Annotated in this window: 15 protein-coding genes and 1 other RNA gene; 11 read left to right on the top strand and 5 right to left on the bottom strand. The window is 40.1% G+C overall.

Going from position 1 to position 16,585, the window contains the following annotated elements; genetic code table 11:
- Window positions 1-98: 98 nt before the first annotated feature.
- The 6 genes from dnaA to OFO01_RS02710 all read left to right on the top strand — a co-directional run bounded on the left by dnaA (window position 99) and on the right by OFO01_RS02710 (window position 8,071).
- Window positions 99-1,436 (top strand): chromosomal replication initiator protein DnaA, encoded by a 1,338-nt coding sequence (gene dnaA / locus OFO01_RS02735; protein ID WP_270858647.1) that lies wholly within the window; start codon window positions 99-101, stop codon window positions 1,434-1,436.
- A gap of 151 nt (window positions 1,437-1,587) precedes the next feature.
- Window positions 1,588-2,670 (top strand): DNA polymerase III subunit beta, encoded by a 1,083-nt coding sequence (gene dnaN / locus OFO01_RS02730; protein WP_270858646.1) that lies wholly within the window; start codon window positions 1,588-1,590, stop codon window positions 2,668-2,670.
- Window positions 2,671-2,690: 20 nt separating this feature from the next.
- Window positions 2,691-5,006, top strand: coding sequence for a DNA topoisomerase (ATP-hydrolyzing) subunit B (gyrB, locus tag OFO01_RS02725; RefSeq protein WP_270858645.1), 2,316 nt, complete (start codon window positions 2,691-2,693; stop codon window positions 5,004-5,006).
- Complete coding sequence (locus OFO01_RS02720; RefSeq protein ID WP_270858644.1) at window positions 5,006-6,457, top strand: EAL domain-containing protein; 1,452 nt, start codon at window positions 5,006-5,008, stop codon at window positions 6,455-6,457. Before gyrB ends, OFO01_RS02720 begins: the two co-directional genes overlap by 1 nt.
- A gap of 1 nt (window position 6,458) precedes the next feature.
- The gene (gene queF / locus OFO01_RS02715; RefSeq protein WP_270858643.1) at window positions 6,459-6,839 is read left to right on the top strand and encodes a preQ(1) synthase; all 381 of its coding nucleotides are present in this window, start codon (window positions 6,459-6,461) and stop codon (window positions 6,837-6,839) included.
- On the top strand, window positions 6,836-8,071 hold the full coding sequence (locus tag OFO01_RS02710) for an HD domain-containing protein (RefSeq protein WP_270858642.1): 1,236 nt from the start codon (window positions 6,836-6,838) through the stop codon (window positions 8,069-8,071). The genes queF and OFO01_RS02710 overlap by 4 nt, the downstream gene beginning before the upstream one ends.
- 3 nt (window positions 8,072-8,074) lie before the next feature.
- On the opposite strand, the gene ffs is transcribed toward OFO01_RS02710, so the two are convergent.
- Window positions 8,075-8,172, bottom strand: an RNA gene (ffs, locus tag OFO01_RS02705) — signal recognition particle sRNA small type.
- Window positions 8,173-8,219: 47 nt separating this feature from the next.
- On the opposite strand from ffs, the gene OFO01_RS02700 reads away from it, so the two are divergent.
- The 3 genes from OFO01_RS02700 (at window position 8,220) to OFO01_RS02690 (ending at window position 11,653) form a co-directional block, all read left to right on the top strand.
- A complete protein-coding gene (locus OFO01_RS02700) occupies window positions 8,220-8,639 on the top strand; it encodes a hypothetical protein (protein WP_270858641.1) in 420 nt (139 codons plus the stop codon).
- A 60-nt stretch (window positions 8,640-8,699) separates the two neighbouring features.
- The gene (gene typA, locus OFO01_RS02695; RefSeq protein ID WP_270858640.1) at window positions 8,700-10,508 is read left to right on the top strand and encodes a translational GTPase TypA; all 1,809 of its coding nucleotides are present in this window, start codon (window positions 8,700-8,702) and stop codon (window positions 10,506-10,508) included.
- Between the two features lie 557 nt (window positions 10,509-11,065).
- Entirely contained in the window at window positions 11,066-11,653 is a 588-nt protein-coding gene (locus tag OFO01_RS02690; RefSeq protein ID WP_270858639.1) for an HAD-IB family hydrolase, read from the top strand.
- A gap of 152 nt (window positions 11,654-11,805) precedes the next feature.
- Here OFO01_RS02690 and nikR read toward each other — a convergent pair whose 3' ends face one another.
- The 3 genes from nikR to OFO01_RS02675 all read right to left on the bottom strand — a co-directional run bounded on the left by nikR (window position 11,806) and on the right by OFO01_RS02675 (window position 14,495).
- Window positions 11,806-12,225, bottom strand: a complete 420-nt coding sequence (gene nikR / locus OFO01_RS02685; RefSeq protein ID WP_270858638.1) for a nickel-responsive transcriptional regulator NikR — start codon at window positions 12,223-12,225, stop codon at window positions 11,806-11,808.
- 10 nt (window positions 12,226-12,235) lie between these two features.
- Window positions 12,236-13,507, bottom strand: a complete 1,272-nt coding sequence (locus tag OFO01_RS02680; protein ID WP_270858637.1) for a hemolysin family protein — start codon at window positions 13,505-13,507, stop codon at window positions 12,236-12,238.
- Between the two features lie 172 nt (window positions 13,508-13,679).
- Entirely contained in the window at window positions 13,680-14,495 is an 816-nt protein-coding gene (locus tag OFO01_RS02675; protein ID WP_270858636.1) for a M48 family metallopeptidase, read from the bottom strand.
- Window positions 14,496-14,587: 92 nt separating this feature from the next.
- Here OFO01_RS02675 and OFO01_RS02670 point away from each other — a divergent pair, with 92 nt between their 5' ends.
- Together OFO01_RS02670 and dsbI are read left to right on the top strand one after the other, a co-directional pair.
- Window positions 14,588-15,283, top strand: a complete 696-nt coding sequence (locus OFO01_RS02670; protein WP_270858635.1) for a thiol:disulfide interchange protein — start codon at window positions 14,588-14,590, stop codon at window positions 15,281-15,283.
- Window positions 15,276-15,908, top strand: a complete 633-nt coding sequence (gene dsbI, locus OFO01_RS02665; protein ID WP_270858634.1) for a protein-disulfide oxidoreductase DsbI — start codon at window positions 15,276-15,278, stop codon at window positions 15,906-15,908. Before OFO01_RS02670 ends, dsbI begins: the two co-directional genes overlap by 8 nt.
- Here the strand turns inward: dsbI and OFO01_RS02660 are convergent.
- Window positions 15,905-16,498 carry a Crp/Fnr family transcriptional regulator gene (locus tag OFO01_RS02660; RefSeq protein WP_270858633.1) on the bottom strand — a complete coding sequence of 198 codons (594 nt, stop codon included), beginning with the start codon at window positions 16,496-16,498 and terminating at the stop codon, window positions 15,905-15,907. The genes dsbI and OFO01_RS02660 overlap by 4 nt on opposite strands.
- Between the last annotated feature and the right edge of the window lie 87 nt (window positions 16,499-16,585).

Raw genomic sequence — 16,585 nt, 5'->3', positions numbered from 1 at the left:
CTTTAATTCACGCCTTATTCACTTGTGAATTACTTTATAAATTTAACACAAATTTAGCGAAATTTTGCTAAAATTAAGGATTAAACAAAGGAAAATTTATGGCAGAAACTCAACCACAAGAAATTTTATTAAGTTTAGCGGGCGAAATTCCACCGCTTGATTACGAAAGATACATCAAAAATTTAAAATTTAATGAAAAAAACTCTACCTTTGAATTCTTTGTTTATCACGCAAACAACGAGCTTGTGGCTAGATACATACAGACTAAATACGCTGAGAGGATTAAAAACGCGCTAGTTAAAAAATTTGGCGTTAGCAATATCACGGTCAAAATCACTTCAAAAGCCAAAATTTCTCCAAAAGAAATTTCAAAAATGATCCCACAAGACAAGCCAAAAAGCACGATTGTCAATGACAATTACACATTTGAAAATTTCATCGTGGCTGATTCGAACAAACTCGCATTTTCTAGCGCAGTCAGTGCCGCCAAAAACCCCGGAAACAAAATGTATAATCCGCTGTTTTTATACGGACCTAGCGGGCTTGGCAAGACCCATTTGCTCCAATCAATCGCAAATCATTGTATCAAAAAAAATCTAAGCGTCATTTGCGTAACCAGCGAGCAGTTTGTAAATGAATTTATCTCAAATTTGGAAAATCAAACAATGGATAAATTCAAGCACAAATACCGCAACTGCGATATTTTGCTAATCGATGATATTCAGTTTTTGGTAGGCAAAAGCTCGACGATTGAGGAGTTTTTCTTCACTTTCAACGAACTTAGAGAAAAAAAATGCCAAATCGTCCTAACCAGCGATATCGCGCCAAAATACCTAAAAGGCTTTGAGGAGCGCATGATTTCGAGATTTAGCGATGGTTTAATCGCTGATATCATGCCACCAGAGTTAGAGACCAAAATCGCAATCATCAAGCGCAAAAGCGAGGAAAATAATTTTTATGTCCCAAACGATGTCATACAATACATCGCCGCGAATATGGGCGATAATATCCGCGAAATCGAGGGCGCACTAAACAAACTAAACGCATTTTCTTCTCTTGTAAATGCCAAAATCGATTTAGCATTTGCCAAAACCACGCTTCAAGATCAGATCAAAGAACACTACCAAAATGTCGATTTGGAGCAGATTATAAGCGTGATTTCAAAAGAACTAAATATCAAACCAAGCGAGCTAAAAAGCAAAACAAGGGCCAAAAATGTCATCGAAGCGCGCCAAATTTGCATATATTTAGCCAAAATTTTAACCAAAAATTCAATGCCAAAAATCGCGTCGTATTTCAATCTCAAAGATCACAGCGCGATTAGCAAAAATATCAAAAAAATCAACGAAACGATTGAGAAAGATGAATTTTTTAAAATCAAAATTGATGAGTTAAAAAACAAAATAACCCAAAAGGAAAATAATGAAAAAATATGAAATAAAATCAAAATTTGTGAATAATGGTGAATAAAATGGCAAATTTAATTCACAAAGTAAATTTCGCTAAATTCAGCATTTGCGCGGGGTATTCACTAAATCCCACACTCTACTATAACAAAAACAAAAATTTAAAATTTAAAGGACAGCTATGAAAGTCATAATTGCAAAAAAGGTTTTAGAAGACATTGTTTCAAACACCAATCCTTACCTTGACAAAAAGGATTTAAGCTCGATTACTTCTCATATTTTAATCAGAGCTAGAAACGGCGAGCTTAGTATCAAGGCCACAGATCACGAAATCGGCCTTAGCTATGTTTTGCCTTATGCTATGATTGAAGAAGAGGGCGAAGCCACAGCCAATGGCTCAAAACTTCTTAGTGTAATCAAGGGTTTAGGGGACGAAAATGTCACATTAGAGACAATGAACGGAGCGCTTTTTGTAAAACAAAAAAAGTTAAAATATAAACTCCCTATGTTTGACTCAAAAGATTTTCCAAATTTCCCTACAATCGAGGGCAAAAACAGCTTCAATGTAAATGCTTTGGTGCTTGGCAGAAGTCTTAAAAAAATATACTCTTCAATCGATACAAACAACCCAAAATACGAGCTAAACGGAGCTTTGATTGATGTAAAAGACGGGTATTTAAATTTAGTCGGAACCGATACAAAACGCCTTAGTGTCTTTGTGCTAAATACAAATATGGGCGAATTTGCCAAAAAAGATACTCAAATTTTAATCCCTAAAAAGGCAATTGGCGAAATTCAAAAACTATTTTCAGATAAAATCGAAATTTATTATGACGAAAATGTCCTTTTAGCAGTGAGCGAAAATTTCGAATTTTTCACAAAACTAATCAACGGAAAATTCCCAAATTATGAGCGCGTAATCCCAACTGAGACAAATTTTAAAGTAATTTTACCACGAGATAAATTTGTCGGTGGCGTAAAAGCAATCAACGCAATGTGCGAAGAAATGAAGGTTACGATTAAGCCTGATGGCATTATTTTTGAAAGTATTAACGAGGATAATTCTGAGGCAAAAGCCGAAATTGAGGCAAATATCGCAGTTTCATCAAATTTGATTTTTGGCGTTAAAAACAGATTTTTACTCGATTTTTTAAACAGCGTCGAGGACGATATGTTTGAGCTAAATTTTAACAACTCAGAAACAGCATTTGTGCTAAGCTCAGGCGAGCTAAAAACGGTCGTAATGCCGATTAATAAAATTTAAGAAATTTAAGGGAAAATTTAATGGAACAACAAAATTACGGTGCAGGAAATATTAAAGTTTTAAAAGGTCTTGAAGCGGTCAGAAAACGCCCAGGAATGTATATCGGCGATACAAATATTGGCGGACTACACCACATGATTTATGAGGTCGTGGATAACTCTATCGACGAGGCTATGGCTGGGTATTGCGATACTATCGATGTAGAAATCACGCGCGAGGGTAGCTGTATCGTCACAGATAATGGCCGTGGAATCCCGGTAGATATGCACCCCACAGAGCATTTGCCAGCAGCGACTGTGGTTTTGACCGTTTTGCACGCTGGTGGTAAATTTGACAAAGACACTTACAAGGTCTCAGGCGGACTTCATGGCGTGGGTGTGAGCGTCGTAAATGCGCTCTCATCAAAGCTTGTGCTTACAATCAAACGCCAAGGCAATGTTTATCGTCAAGAATTTGCAAAAGGTAAGCCAACTACTGATTTAGAAATCATAAAATCCACAAACCGCACTGGAACGACTGTGGAATTTTGGCCAGATGGCGAAATTTTTGAAATTTTAGAATTTAATGCCGATACTTTGTCAAAAAGATTTAGAGAATTAGCATATTTAAACCCAAAAATCACCATAAATTTTAAAGACCAAAGAGACGGCAGAAATGAGAGCTTTCATTTCGAGGGCGGATTAGAGAGCTTTGTAACTGATATGAACAAAGCCTCACCCGTTAGCAAGGCAGTTTCATTTAGCGATAGTGTCGAAGATGTCGCTGTGGATATCGCGCTAATGTATAATTCGACCTACGATGAAAAATTATTAAGTTTTGTTAATAATATCAAAACCCCTGATGGCGGAACGCACGAAGCTGGATTTAGAGCGGGACTAACTCGCGCTATCACAAACTATATCGCAGCAAACGCAGCCGCACGCGAAAAAGATACCAAAATCACTGGCGATGATGTCAGAGAAGGCCTAATCGCAGTCGTAAGCGTCAAAGTGCCTGAACCGCAATTCGAGGGTCAAACTAAGGGCAAACTTGGTTCAAGCTATGTCAAACCAATCGTGCAAAAAATGACCTTTGAGGTGCTTTGCAAATATTTCGAAGAAAACCCAAATGAAGCACGAGCGATTATGGAAAAGGCTCTTTTAGCAGCCCGTGGTCGCGAAGCTGCGAAAAAAGCGCGCGATTTAACGAGAAAAAAGGATAACATAAACTCAGTCGGCACACTTCCAGGAAAACTCGCTGATTGCACCAGCAAAGATGCTAGTATGAGTGAAATTTTCCTTGTCGAGGGCGATAGTGCGGGCGGATCTGCCAAAGGTGGTAGAGATAGGGAATTTCAAGCGATTTTGCCTTTGCGTGGTAAAATTTTAAATGTCGAAAAAGCGCGCTTGGATAAAATTTTACAATCCGAAGAAATCAAAAACATGATAACCGCCTTTGGTTGCGGTGTGGGTGAGGAATTTAACGCCGATAAACTTCGCTATCACAAAATCATCATTATGACAGATGCCGATGTCGATGGTAGCCATATCCAGACCCTGCTTTTGACATTTTTCTTCCGCTATTTGCGTCCGATTATCGAAAACGGCTATGTTTATATCGCTCAACCGCCACTTTTCAAATACAAAAAGGGCAAAAAAGAAATTTATCTAAAAGATGAGCGCGCACTAAGTGAATTTTTGATCGAAACTGGTATCGATATGGGCGAATTTGAGGGAATTGGCAACCAAGATTTAATCGATTTTCTAAAAATCGTTTCAAATTACCGCTCACTTTTAAACGAGCTTAAAAAGCGTTTTAGCGTCATTTCTGCGATTAGATATCTAATCGAAAACGACGAAGCGCGCTCTATGGAATATTCTGCGCTTTTTGAAGTGATTAAAACCCGTTTAGAGAGCGAGGGATTTAATATTTTAAATTCAAATGTCAGCGAGAGTGAAATTCGTATCTATGTCCAAACTCCAAATGGTTTGGAGCAACTAAATATCAACGAAGCCTTGCTTACAAATCATATTTTTGCCGAAGCGATCCGCGTGTATGGGCTAATCAAAGAGCGCGAGGTCGATTTTGGCAGAGATTATATCGAGGTTTTGGACGAGATAGAGCGAAATTCGAAAAAAGGTGCGTATATTCAACGCTACAAAGGTCTTGGCGAGATGAACCCAGATCAGCTTAGAGAGACCACGATGAGCAAGGAAAATCGTCGTTTGCTTCGCGTGGGTATAGCTGATGCGCAAAGCGCTAGCGATACATTTAACCTTTTTATGGGTGATGAAGTGGAGCCTAGGCGAAACTATATCCAAGACCACGCAAAAGATGTTAAGAATTTGGACATTTAATGGGTAAATTTATCGAAAACGAAGTAATTCTAGTCTCAGAGCAAAAAGAGCGCGAAACCAGATTTATAACGGCACTTAAAATTTCAGTGCCTTTTACACTCCTGCTTATCGCTTTTGGATATACGATGTTTAAAAACGGTGAGTTTAATAGCGATGATGTGATACTTTTTTCGCTACTTTTGATTTGCTATGTGTATTATGTAATTTATCAAATTTACTTTGGTTTTAAAAAGACGCTAATCGATCCAGTCAGCCATGTATTCGTGCGCGATGAGATCGAGCGAATTTTAAAAAAACAGATGAAAAAAAATAAAATCAACCATGTGGTTTTGCTTCGTATCAAAAATATCGCCGATATCAACGATAGATATGGTTATCAAAACGGCGATGATATTTTGTATAATTTTTGCAAAGAATTTGCGAAATTTATGTCAAATCAGGGCTTTAAAAATTTGCACATTGGGCGTTTTATCAACGGCCACTTTATCTTTGGACTTAACGGCAAAATGGCGAATTTAACGCACATTTTGAAGATGTTCGAGCATAAAATTTCAAACCAAAGCATAAACAATATCGAGATTAAAACCGAATTTGAGATCATGCCTACTTCGTATGACAAAAATCTCAGCAATATCACAAACGCGCTATTTTTTAAGATAAATCGCAAAGAGGTCGAAGAGGAAAAATCCAGCGAAAATATTGATCTAAATAAAATTTTGCTCGATGATTTTAACAAAGATGTCGTTGATGCGATTGACAATGAGAGTTTTAGCTTTAAATTTCAATATGTCGCCGATAAAAATGGCGTCAAATCGCATATAAACTTAATCCCAAAACTAGATCTCAGAACTGGCGATAAGGTTACAAAAAGCCGAATTATCGATATTTTGCACTTTAATAATTACGATATCAAATACGATATTGCGATGATTAAGCAAATTTCGCGCATTATCTATTTTAAGGATATCGAGCATAAAATTTTCATCGAAATCATGCCTCAGACACTGCGAAATGCCGAGTTTCGCAACGAAATTTTAAAGCTAATTGATAATAATTTAATCGATCCAAGCAAGATTGTTTTGGAGTTTAACGAAGAAGAAATTTACTCCGAAACAAAGCGATTTGCCGAAATTTTGCTTAAATTTAAAGAGCTGGGATTTAGCTTTGGACTTAGCCAGTTTGGCGGTGCGAACGCGAGTTTCGAGTATTTTAAATTTTTCGATATTGATTTTGTGATTTACGATATCGAGTATAATAAAAATTTAGGCAACGAAAAAATAAAAAATGTTTTTATGAAACTAAACGAAATGTGCCATAAATCGGGCATTAAAAGCATTATTCGCTTTGTAGATAAGCCGAAATTTCAAGACGAACTTTACGAGCTTGGGGTCGATTTCGTGCAGGGTTTTTGCGTAGGCAAACCAGAAGATATTATAAATTTAAGGAAATAAAATGCGTTATGGCGAAAAAGAGATAAAAGAATTTGACATAGAAAAAATGGAAATTTGGCCAAATAAACACGAAAATGATTATTTGATCAAAATCACGCTTCCAGAGTTTTGTTGCCGCTGTCCGCGCTCAGGATACCCTGACTTTGCGACGATATATTTAGAATACATACCGAATAAATTTGTCGTAGAGCTCAAAGCAATCAAACTCTACATTAACTCATTTATGGATCGCTACATCTCTCACGAGGACAGCGCAAACGAAATTTACGCTACCTTGCAAGAAAAATTGCAGCCAAAATACCTAAAAATCGTGGCTGACTTTAACCCGCGCGGAAATGTGCATACCGTGATTGAAATAAATTCGGATAAAATTTACAAATGATAAGTTCAAATTTAGTAGAAAAAATCTTTAAAAGTGCGAGTATTTCGCGCTGGAACGACTACCCAAAAATGGTAAATTTAGTCGAGCTTGACAAACAAGCGCACAAATTTATCATTGCCTATTTTATCGCTAGTTTTGAGCGCGATATTGATATGAGCTATGTCATCGAGGCTGGGATTTTTGATTTTCTCTCACGCATCGTAGTAACCGATATCCGCCCAGATGTGTTTCACCAAATTCAAAAAAGTAAAAAAGATCAAATTAACAAATGGGTTCTCTCACAACTTGAAAACGACCTTTCTAGCGTGCAAGATGGTGAATTTTTGAAACGATTTATAGCCTATCAAAACAGCTACTCGCACGAAAAAGAAAAGCTCGTTTTAAAGGCGGCAAGTTATCTGGCTACGAGGTGGGAATTTAATATCGTTTATCAAACTAGCCAGTTTTTAAACGATATCGAAGAGCTTAAATTCAAAGTCGAAGAGGAATTAGAGGATTATTATGAGCTAATCGGCGTGCGAAAAATCGTAATGAATAAAAAACTAGCCCGAATTGTAGATCTTAGCGGTAGATTAAGGTTTCAAAAGCGCTGGGCACAAACCCCGCGCATACCTGAGACTAGCGTGCTAGGCCACATGCTAATCGTGGCGATTTTAAGCTATTTTTACTCGCTAAAAGTCGGTGCTTGCAAGAGTAGAATTTTTTATAATTTTTACTGCGCGCTTTTTCACGATCTACCTGAAAGCCTTACCCGCGATATCATCAGCCCCGTAAAATACGGCGTGGCTGGGCTTAGCGATATTATCAGCGAATACGAAATGCGCCTAATAGATGATAAAATTTTGCCCTTCGTGCCGGAGCATATCAGAGATGAGTTTAGCTATATTTTAGGTATTAGAAACGACGGCGAGAAATTTATAAAAGATGAGTTTGAAAACAGAATTTACGAGCTTGGCGGTAAGCCAAATTTCGCAGACGGCTCGCTTGGTGCGTATAACGAGGATAAATTTCGCGCAATTGATGGCAGAGCGCTTAAATTTTGCGATAAACTAGCAGCGTTTTTCGAGGCTGGAATTTCGATAAGCTATGGCGTCAAAAGCAAAGAATTAGTCAGCGGATATAACTCGATGCTCGAAAATTTCAGACGAAATAAAAGCATAGAAGGCGTCGATTTTCACAGCGTTTGTGATGATTTCATCGAAAATTTTGGATTGGATAGGGTTGAATTTTAAAACCCCTTCCCAGATGACTGCGGCACACGATAGGTAAAAGTGCTCTGCTGTGTTCCCACCCTGAAGCGGTGTTTTTAAAAACCGTTGCACAGGTCTAAGAAAGGGCGAATCGGATTATAATTAAAAGTTTCTTAAAATAAGGTTATAAATGAATTTAAAAGATTATATTTTTTCGGTTTTTCGTGAAATTTCGATTTCTCACCACCGTTCTATCGAATTTAGAGCGAAAATTTTCGCTGCAATGTTGCTTGCTAAAAAGAAGCAAACCGATGAGGATTACGAAAACCTGCGCGAAATCGCAAGCGAAATTTACAGCGACGATTCGCGCAGAGTGGGGGTTTTGGTATCGATTGTGAGCGAGTATATCCAAAAGGCCCACACCTACAAAAGTCTAAATTTAGACTCACTTTTAGTAGAAATCGACAAAGAGATAAAAAACGCGCCTCGCTATGTCAAAAAGATCGATTTCTCGCACCTTAGACGCCTCATTAGCGATGATGAAAACGACGCTTTAATCCAGCAAAGAGTGTATGAGTATTTGGTAAATGAGGTCAAAGAGTATTCTTAGAATTTAAGAATTTTTAGTGTATAATCATCGGTTTTTAAACATAAAATTTTGGAGTAAAATTTGGAAAATATTAGAAATATCGCAGTTATCGCCCATGTCGATCACGGAAAAACCACTATCGTAGATGAACTTTTGAAACAATCAGGCACATTTAGCGAGCACCAAGAGGTCGGCGAGCGCGTAATGGACAGCAACGATATCGAAAAAGAGCGTGGAATCACGATTTTATCGAAAAACACAGCTATTCGCTATGGCGATACGAAGATCAATATCATCGATACCCCAGGCCACGCGGATTTCGGTGGCGAGGTTGAGCGTGTGTTAAAAATGGTCGATGGCGTTTTATTGCTCGTCGATGCGCAAGAAGGCGTAATGCCTCAAACCAAATTTGTCGTTAAAAAGGCCCTATCTTTGGGACTTCGCCCAATCGTTGTGGTAAATAAAATCGACAAACCAGCCGCAGATCCAGATCGTGTGGTAAATGAGATTTTTGACCTTTTTGTCGCACTTGATGCCAACGACGAACAGCTCGAATTTCCAGTCGTGTATGCTGCGGCAAAAAACGGCTATGCTAAACATAATCTAAGTGATGAAAATGTCGATATGAAGCCACTTTTTGAGACGATTTTATCTCATGTGCCAAGCCCAAGCGGTAGCGATGAAAACTCTTTGCAACTTCAAGTCTTCACCCTTGACTACGACAACTATGTCGGTAAAATCGGAATTGCTAGAATTTTCAATGGTAGAATTTCAAAAAATCAAAGCGTAATGCTTGCCAAGGCTGATGGCACAAAGGTAACTGGCAGAATTTCGAAGCTTATCGGATTTAACGGCTTGGAGCGTATCGATATCGACAACGCCGGCACTGGCGATATCGTCGCTATCGCTGGATTTGACGCGCTTGATGTAGGCGATAGCGTGGTTGATCCCGCAAACCCTATGCCACTAGATGCGCTTCATATCGAGGAGCCAACCCTAAGCGTAATTTTTAGCGTAAATGACGGCCCACTAGCGGGAACTGAGGGTAAATTTGTAACTTCAAACAAAATCGATGAGCGCTTGGCAGCGGAGATGAAAACAAATATCGCAATGCGATACGAAAATGTCGGCGAGGGTAAATTTAAGGTTAGCGGTCGTGGTGAGCTTCAAATCACGATTTTGGCTGAAAACATGCGCCGTGAGGGATTTGAGTTTTGCCTAGGTCGCCCAGAGGTCATCATCAAAGAAATCGACGGCGTGAAATGTGAGCCGTTCGAGCACCTAGTAATCGACGCTCCTGATGATTGCACAGGCACAGTTATCGAAAAACTCGGCCGCAAAAAAGCCGAAATGAAGGTGATGAACCCCACAGGCGATGGCCAAACTAGAATCGAGTTTGAAATCCCAGCTCGTGGGCTAATCGGATTTAGAAGCCAGTTTTTGACCGATACTCGTGGCGAGGGCGTTATGAACCACAGCTTTTTGGAGTTTAGGCCGTTTTCAGGCGCAGTCGAAAAACGCCAAAATGGCGCACTAACTAGCATGGAAAATGGCGTCGCACTGGGATATAGCCTATGGAATCTGCAAGATCGTGGCGTGCTATTTATCGCTCCACAAGCGAAGGTTTATGTCGGTATGATTATCGGCGAACACAGCCGTCCAAACGACCTAGATGTCAATCCAATCAAAGGCAAAAACCTAACAAATGTCCGCGCTAGCGGTAGTGATGACGCGATCAAACTAGTTCCGCCAAGAAGCCTAAATTTGGAGCGTGCATTAGAGTGGATTGAAGAAGATGAGCTAGTCGAGGTCACTCCGATAAATATCCGCGTGCGCAAACGCTACCTAGACCCGACTACGCGCAGACGCATGTCAAAAACTAATTCGTAAATTTTAAAATTCGTGCGAAATTTGGCTAAATTTTGCACGAATTTTGCTCAAATTTTTCTAAATTTTACTCCTTAAATTCCGCTATCGCAACCTTGAAATACTGCCCCTAAAATTTTCTTTTTGCTGTCATTGCGAGCGAAGCGAAGCAATCCAGAGAAATTCCGTTGAATTTTGAAATTCAAAATTTAGTCAAATTCCGCTTTTAAGTGTCATTGCGAGCCGTGCGAAAGCACGGCGTGGCAATCTACAAAGTCGAAATTAACGGCAGGGCAAATGGCAGAATTTTGAATTTCATTAAATTTGACTTTTAAAATTCTGCCATTTGCGCGGTTAGAATTTTAAATTTTGTAGATTGCCACGCCTGCAAAGCGGGCTCGCAATGACACTTAAAAAACAAAATTTAGCGAAATAAAAATTTCGGCGCAGGTATTCCAAATTTGCGATAGCTAAATTTTGCCTGCAAAATTTGGTAAATTTTCCGTAAATTCGGCTATTAACACACCATAAAATTTCCGAATTTTTATTCTAGTTTTGTAAAATTTCGCCAAAGGATTTTTATGAAATTAGTTTGTTTTGACTTCGACGGGACGATTACCAGAGATGATTCGTTGCTCGAATTTATCGCCTATGTCGTGGGGTTTAAGAAATTTTTCCGCGGGATTTTTAGGCTTAGCCCTATTTTGCTGGGATACAAGCTTGGGCTGTGTTCGAACAATTTCACTCGCCGCAAGCTTATGGTGCATTTTTTCGGCGGTATGAGTGTGGATAAATTCGCCAAAATTTGCAAAAAATACTCCACCACGCACATTGAAGATATTATCAAATTTGAAGCCATGGCAAAAATTAAAGAATACATCGCAAATGGCGATAAGGTCGTCATCGTAACGGCCTCTTTGGAGGATTGGCTGGCCCCTTGGTGCAAAGAAAATGGGCTAGAACTTTTGGGCACAAAAATAGAGAAAAAAGGCGGCATAATCACCGGTGAAATCGATGGTCTAAACTGCTACGGGGCGCAAAAGGTGGCGCGCATAAAAGAAGCTTATGATTTGAGCAAATTTGAAAAAATCATCGCCTATGGCGATAGCAGGGGCGATAAGGAAATGTTAGAATTCGCAGATGAGGCGCATTTTAGGGCGTTTGAGTGAAATTTAAGCGTGAATTTAGCGTGAAATTTAGCGTAAATTTTAGGCTAAATTCGGCGCGAAATTTAATCAAATTTCATGCTAAATTCAACGCAAATTTTATGCAAAATTCCACGCGAATTCCACGCCAAATTTTAAATTTAAAATTCCAAATTTCATGCTTTCGTAATTGCAATTTTGACAAGTTGCGAAAATTTCACACCTTTAAGTCCGCCGATTTTGGCGCTAAATTTCTCGATTTCGCCCATTTTGCCACGCACATTTATAGTCTCTAAGCAGTTATCGTGATCTACATGGATATGGTTCGTGCAGACAACATCGATTTTAGCGTGGTGTTCGAGCTCGATTAGGTTTTCGAGCAGGTCGCTTTGGTGGTGCGAATACGCTATACAAATCACGCCAAGCCCCTCTTTGTCGCTGTTTTCCTCGCTCCATTTGTCGCTGACGATTTTCTCGCGGATTAGGTCTCTGATATACTCGCTCCTGCTAGGATAGCCCCTGCTCTCTACACGCGAGTTTAGCTCGTCAAATAGCTCCTCTGGCAGTGAAACGCTAAATCTGATTACATTATCCATTTTCGCCCTTTTAATCTTCTTTTTTCTTGACCCTAAGCGAGGCTATCGAGGTGCCGTCCATCGCAAGCACGGTGTAATCGCAGTTTTCGTCGCTTATCTCATCGCCATTTTCTGGCAAACGACCAAAGAGATTAAAGACATATCCGCCAATCGTGAGCTGCTCGGTCTCATCGTCAAAGGCGATTTCCATTATCTCCTCGACATTTTCGATCTCGAAGCGACCTTTAAATTCGTAAGTATTATCGTCAATGCGGGTGAAATTTTGCTCTATATCGTCGTATTCGTCCTCGATCTCGCCAAAAATTTCCTCGATTATGTCCTCCATGGTCAAAAACCCAGCCGTTCCGCCGTATTCGTCGATGACAAGGGCGGCGAAAATGCGCTCTTTATTCATCATTGATAAAATTTTCGTTATCGGGGAGTTTTCTGGCACGATGATGAGTTTGCGCACGATTTTATCGAAATTTTTCTCGCCGTTTTGCTGCATGATATCGCGGATATGGATTAGTCCTAGCACCGTGTCTTTGCCTCCGTCGATGTATGGGAAGCGGGTAAATTTCGACTCCAAAACTACGCGGTAATTATCTTCGTAGCTTTCGTTTTTATCTAGGCAGACCATATCCTTGCGCGGAGTCATAATCTCCTTTGCCACAGTATCGCCAAAATCCACGGCGTTTTTGATGATTTCGGTCTCCACACTATCTAGCACACCGCCTTTTAGGCTTTCGCTAGCGATGATTTTGATCTCTTCTTCGGAGTGGGCGACCTCGCTATCTTTGACTGCGCGGATTCCAAAGAGCCTAACCACGCTTGATGCGACGAAATCAAACGCCTTAATCGCAGGCAGACACAAAACCCAAAAACAATAAAGCGGTCTAGCTATCCAAAGCACGATTTTTTCGGATTTTGCGATTGCGATAAGTTTCGGGGCCTGCTCGCCTAGGACGATATGCAGTGTCGTAATGATACTAAACGCGATAATCACAGCCACGGTATGCACGCTAGCCTCGCCCAAATTTAGGCTAGCAAGTGGCTTGCGGATTAGGCTAGCTACGGCTGGCTCGCCTATCCAACCAAGGGCGAGGGAAGCCAGCGTAATGCCGATTTGGCAGGCGCTTAGGTAGGTATCGATTGAGTTTGTCATTTTTAGAGCGAGTGAGGCGTTTGCGACCTTGTCTTTGACGAATTCTTCGAGTTTTGAGCGTCGAACTTTAACAAGGGCAAATTCAGATAAAACAAAAAAAGCATTTAAAAAAATTAAAACAAAAGCGAGAAGTAACATAAAGACCGAACGATCCGTGTCCAAAATTTAATCCTTTGAATTTAAAATAAAATGCAGATTATAGCAAAATTAAACTAATTTTCACAAATTTTTTTAAATTTTAAAAGTGCGGAATTTTGAAATTTAGCTGGTGCGAAATTTCACAAATTTCGCACCGATGAAGCTTACGAAGCTATTTTTTACCTTTTTTGGCTTGCTCGTATAGTGGCATGACGACTGGGATTGTTTTTTCTAGGTTTTTGATACGGGTTTCATCGCCTGGGTGAGTTGAGAAAAACTCAGGCGTTTTACTGCCGCTTTCTAGTTTCGCCATTTTGCGCCATACATTTGGGGCTTCGTTTGGATTGTATCCAGCGCGCGCCATAAGCTCTAAGCCCATGATATCGGCCTCTGTTTCGTGTGAGCGAGAAAACGGCAGACTAAATCCATACTGCCCCAAAATCGCTAATCCAGTCGCGCCCAAATCCCCTAGCCCAGCGGCTTGCGCGCCGATTGAAATGCCTAGATTTTTTACAGACTCTGTGCTGGCTCGCTCTCGTGAGTGTTCGCGAAGAGCATGAGCGATCTCGTGTCCTACGACAGCCGCTAACTCGCCATCAGTTAGGCTAAGCTTGTTGATAATGCCTGTATAAACGGCAATGCGACCCCCTGGCATACACCACGCATTTACGGTCGGATCTTCGATGACATTTACCTGCCAGTTCCAGTTGCGCGCATCTGGTCTGAAAACGCCTACTTGGTTAATCAATCTATTTGAGATTGTTTTGACCCTTTTGGTTTGTTTGGCGTTGGTGTTTAGCTTTTTTTGGCTTTTTGCTTGGCTGATTACTTGCGTGTATGAGCTTGCTGCTGCCTTGTCAAGCTCGGCTTCGCTTACCGTGAGTAGCTGGGTGCGATTTACCCCCACAGCGCCACCTTGGGTCGTGCTAGCACAACCGCCCAAAAAAATCGTGGCGAAAATCGCCAAAATTAAGGAAAGTTTTTTCATCTTTTCTCCTTTGAAATTTGAAAATTTAAATTCGCCAAATTTTAGCCAAAATTTTTAAAATTTCATTATAATTGAGTAAAAAAGGAAAATTTATGAAAAAAAATCTACTAGTTTTTATCCTCGCTCTGCTCGTTGGTTTGGGCGTTGGTGTGTATATGATGGGTGGGACTAACACTCATGGGGACGGCGGAAATGGCGAATTTAGCGCAGGCGAGCATTATTTGGTTTTGGATAAACCACTAAGTGTGGATAAGGGCAGTTTCGTGGCGATTTCTAGTTATGCTTGTCCGTTTTGCTATAAATATTATCAAAATGTCCTGCCTGAAATTTTAGGCGAAATCCGTGCTACTTACGAGCCGTTTCACATGCACGCTATGGGCGAATTTGGCGTGAGTGTGAGTAAAATTTTGGCTGTGGCCAGAGTTTTGGATAAAAGAGAAAATATCGCTCCAAACTCGCCAAATTCGAAATTTAAGAAAATTTTATTTGCATATTTTGAAAGCTATCACGACAAAAAAGAGCGCCCTAGCGCGGAAGCAGACGAGATGAAATTTTTGCAAACGGGCTTTACGGCCGGCGGTATTACGCGCGAAATTTACGAGAGCGAATTGCAAAATAGTGAAGTTTTGGATTTGCTTGGGCTTTGGGACGAGGGCTATGATGTCGCACTTATCCAAGGCGTGCCAGCTTTCGTGGTGGGTGGTAAATACCTCATAAAAACCGAAAAAATCGCCTCCACGGCCGAATTTGCGAAATTAATTGATTATTTGGCGAGCAAAAATGAGTAGAGTGCTGTTTAAAATTTGCGCGTGGCAAAACAGCGCGAAGCCTTGGATTTATCTGATTTTTGTCTGCGCGCTTTTAATCATTATCGCGCACTATTTTTTCCAAGAATACCTATTTATGGCGCCTTGCGAGCAGTGTGTGTATATCAGACTGGCGTTTTTTGTGATATTTTTTGGAGCGATTTTAGGCACGATTTGCGGGGGAAATTTGTTGCTTAAATTTTGCGCTTATGGCGTGTGCTTTGTGGGCGCATTTTATGGAATTTTGCGCTCACTTCACCTATACAAGGTGCATAGCGCGATTTTGGATAAACTGCCTTTTGGCGTGCATGGTTGCTCGTTTAAGCCAAATTTCCCGCTAAATTTGCCACTTGATGAGTGGTTTGCTGGCTTTTTTAAGCCAACTGGCGATTGTGGCTTAGACGCGCCTATAATTCCGCTAGGAACGAGCTTAGATCCTATTCAAAGCTTTTTTGTGGATTTGTATTCTAATGGCTGGTATTTAATCCCAAGCGCGAAATTTGGCACAATGGCTGAGTGCATGATTTTGGCCTTTGGCGTGATTTTAGCGGTTTTATTTGTGATGATGTGTGCGCAAATTTATGCTATGTTTTCAAAGAAAATTTAGGGCAAAATTTTAAAATTTTGATGATCTAATTTTTGGATTTTTTTATTTTTGATTAGCTTATTTACAGCCACGGAGACATTTTGGCGTGGGGCTCCGACGAAGCTTGCGATTTCGCTGACACCGCCATTTACATGCGCGACGCCCTCTTGCGAGATTTGGAGCAAAAATTTATATGTGCGGGTTTCGACACTATCGAAAACTAGCTCTTTTATCACATTTTTTTGCATTGTCATATTTTTCAAAAACGAGTTAAAAAGATAAATCGCAAAGTCTTGATTAAACTCAAACAGATCAATCACGGTGGATAAATTTGCCTCTAAAATTTCAGCGTCTTTTGTGATTTCAAATGACGAAAAGGTATCGACTAGCACGAAAGAACCCGCCCCAAAGTAGCTTAGCACATACTCCCTGCCGCTTTCGTGGTAGGTATTTAGCTTGCCCTCGCCTTTTAGGATTATCATAAAAAGCTTTTTTTGAGCGTAAATCATCGAGCCTTTTTGATAGGAAATGCGTCTAAATTTATCCAAATCCTCTTTGCCAAAAAACGATAACTCCTCGCCCTCAAAAACCCCTGTCGTCCTAGTCCCCATAAAATGCCTTTTTATTTTTATTATCTCACAAAAAGGTTAAGTATCGATAATAAAAACTAAATTTGTCATAAAAATGACAAATTTTTA

The sequence above is a fragment of the Campylobacter sp. JMF_01 NE2 genome (assembly GCF_027737365.1).
Classification (GTDB): domain Bacteria; phylum Campylobacterota; class Campylobacteria; order Campylobacterales; family Campylobacteraceae; genus Campylobacter_B.
This window is presented reverse-complemented; position numbering and strand designations above follow the sequence as displayed.

Excerpts from the sequence above, each read along its gene's own strand:
- dnaA (WP_270858647.1), top strand. The coding sequence starts at position 99 with ATGGCAGAAACTCAACCACAAGAAATTTTATTAAGTTTAGCGGGCGAA.
- OFO01_RS02700 (WP_270858641.1), top strand. The coding sequence starts at position 8,220 with ATGAATTTAAAAGATTATATTTTTTCGGTTTTTCGTGAAATTTCGATT.
- OFO01_RS02660 (WP_270858633.1), bottom strand. The coding sequence starts at position 16,498 with ATGGGGACTAGGACGACAGGGGTTTTTGAGGGCGAGGAGTTATCGTTT.
- dnaN (WP_270858646.1), top strand. The coding sequence starts at position 1,588 with ATGAAAGTCATAATTGCAAAAAAGGTTTTAGAAGACATTGTTTCAAAC.
- OFO01_RS02690 (WP_270858639.1), top strand. The coding sequence starts at position 11,066 with ATGAAATTAGTTTGTTTTGACTTCGACGGGACGATTACCAGAGATGAT.
- OFO01_RS02675 (WP_270858636.1), bottom strand. The coding sequence starts at position 14,495 with ATGAAAAAACTTTCCTTAATTTTGGCGATTTTCGCCACGATTTTTTTG.
- dsbI (WP_270858634.1), top strand. The coding sequence starts at position 15,276 with ATGAGTAGAGTGCTGTTTAAAATTTGCGCGTGGCAAAACAGCGCGAAG.
- queF (WP_270858643.1), top strand. The coding sequence starts at position 6,459 with ATGCGTTATGGCGAAAAAGAGATAAAAGAATTTGACATAGAAAAAATG.
- OFO01_RS02720 (WP_270858644.1), top strand. The coding sequence starts at position 5,006 with ATGGGTAAATTTATCGAAAACGAAGTAATTCTAGTCTCAGAGCAAAAA.
- OFO01_RS02710 (WP_270858642.1), top strand. The coding sequence starts at position 6,836 with ATGATAAGTTCAAATTTAGTAGAAAAAATCTTTAAAAGTGCGAGTATT.
- OFO01_RS02670 (WP_270858635.1), top strand. The coding sequence starts at position 14,588 with ATGAAAAAAAATCTACTAGTTTTTATCCTCGCTCTGCTCGTTGGTTTG.
- gyrB (WP_270858645.1), top strand. The coding sequence starts at position 2,691 with ATGGAACAACAAAATTACGGTGCAGGAAATATTAAAGTTTTAAAAGGT.
- nikR (WP_270858638.1), bottom strand. The coding sequence starts at position 12,225 with ATGGATAATGTAATCAGATTTAGCGTTTCACTGCCAGAGGAGCTATTT.
- OFO01_RS02680 (WP_270858637.1), bottom strand. The coding sequence starts at position 13,507 with ATGTTACTTCTCGCTTTTGTTTTAATTTTTTTAAATGCTTTTTTTGTT.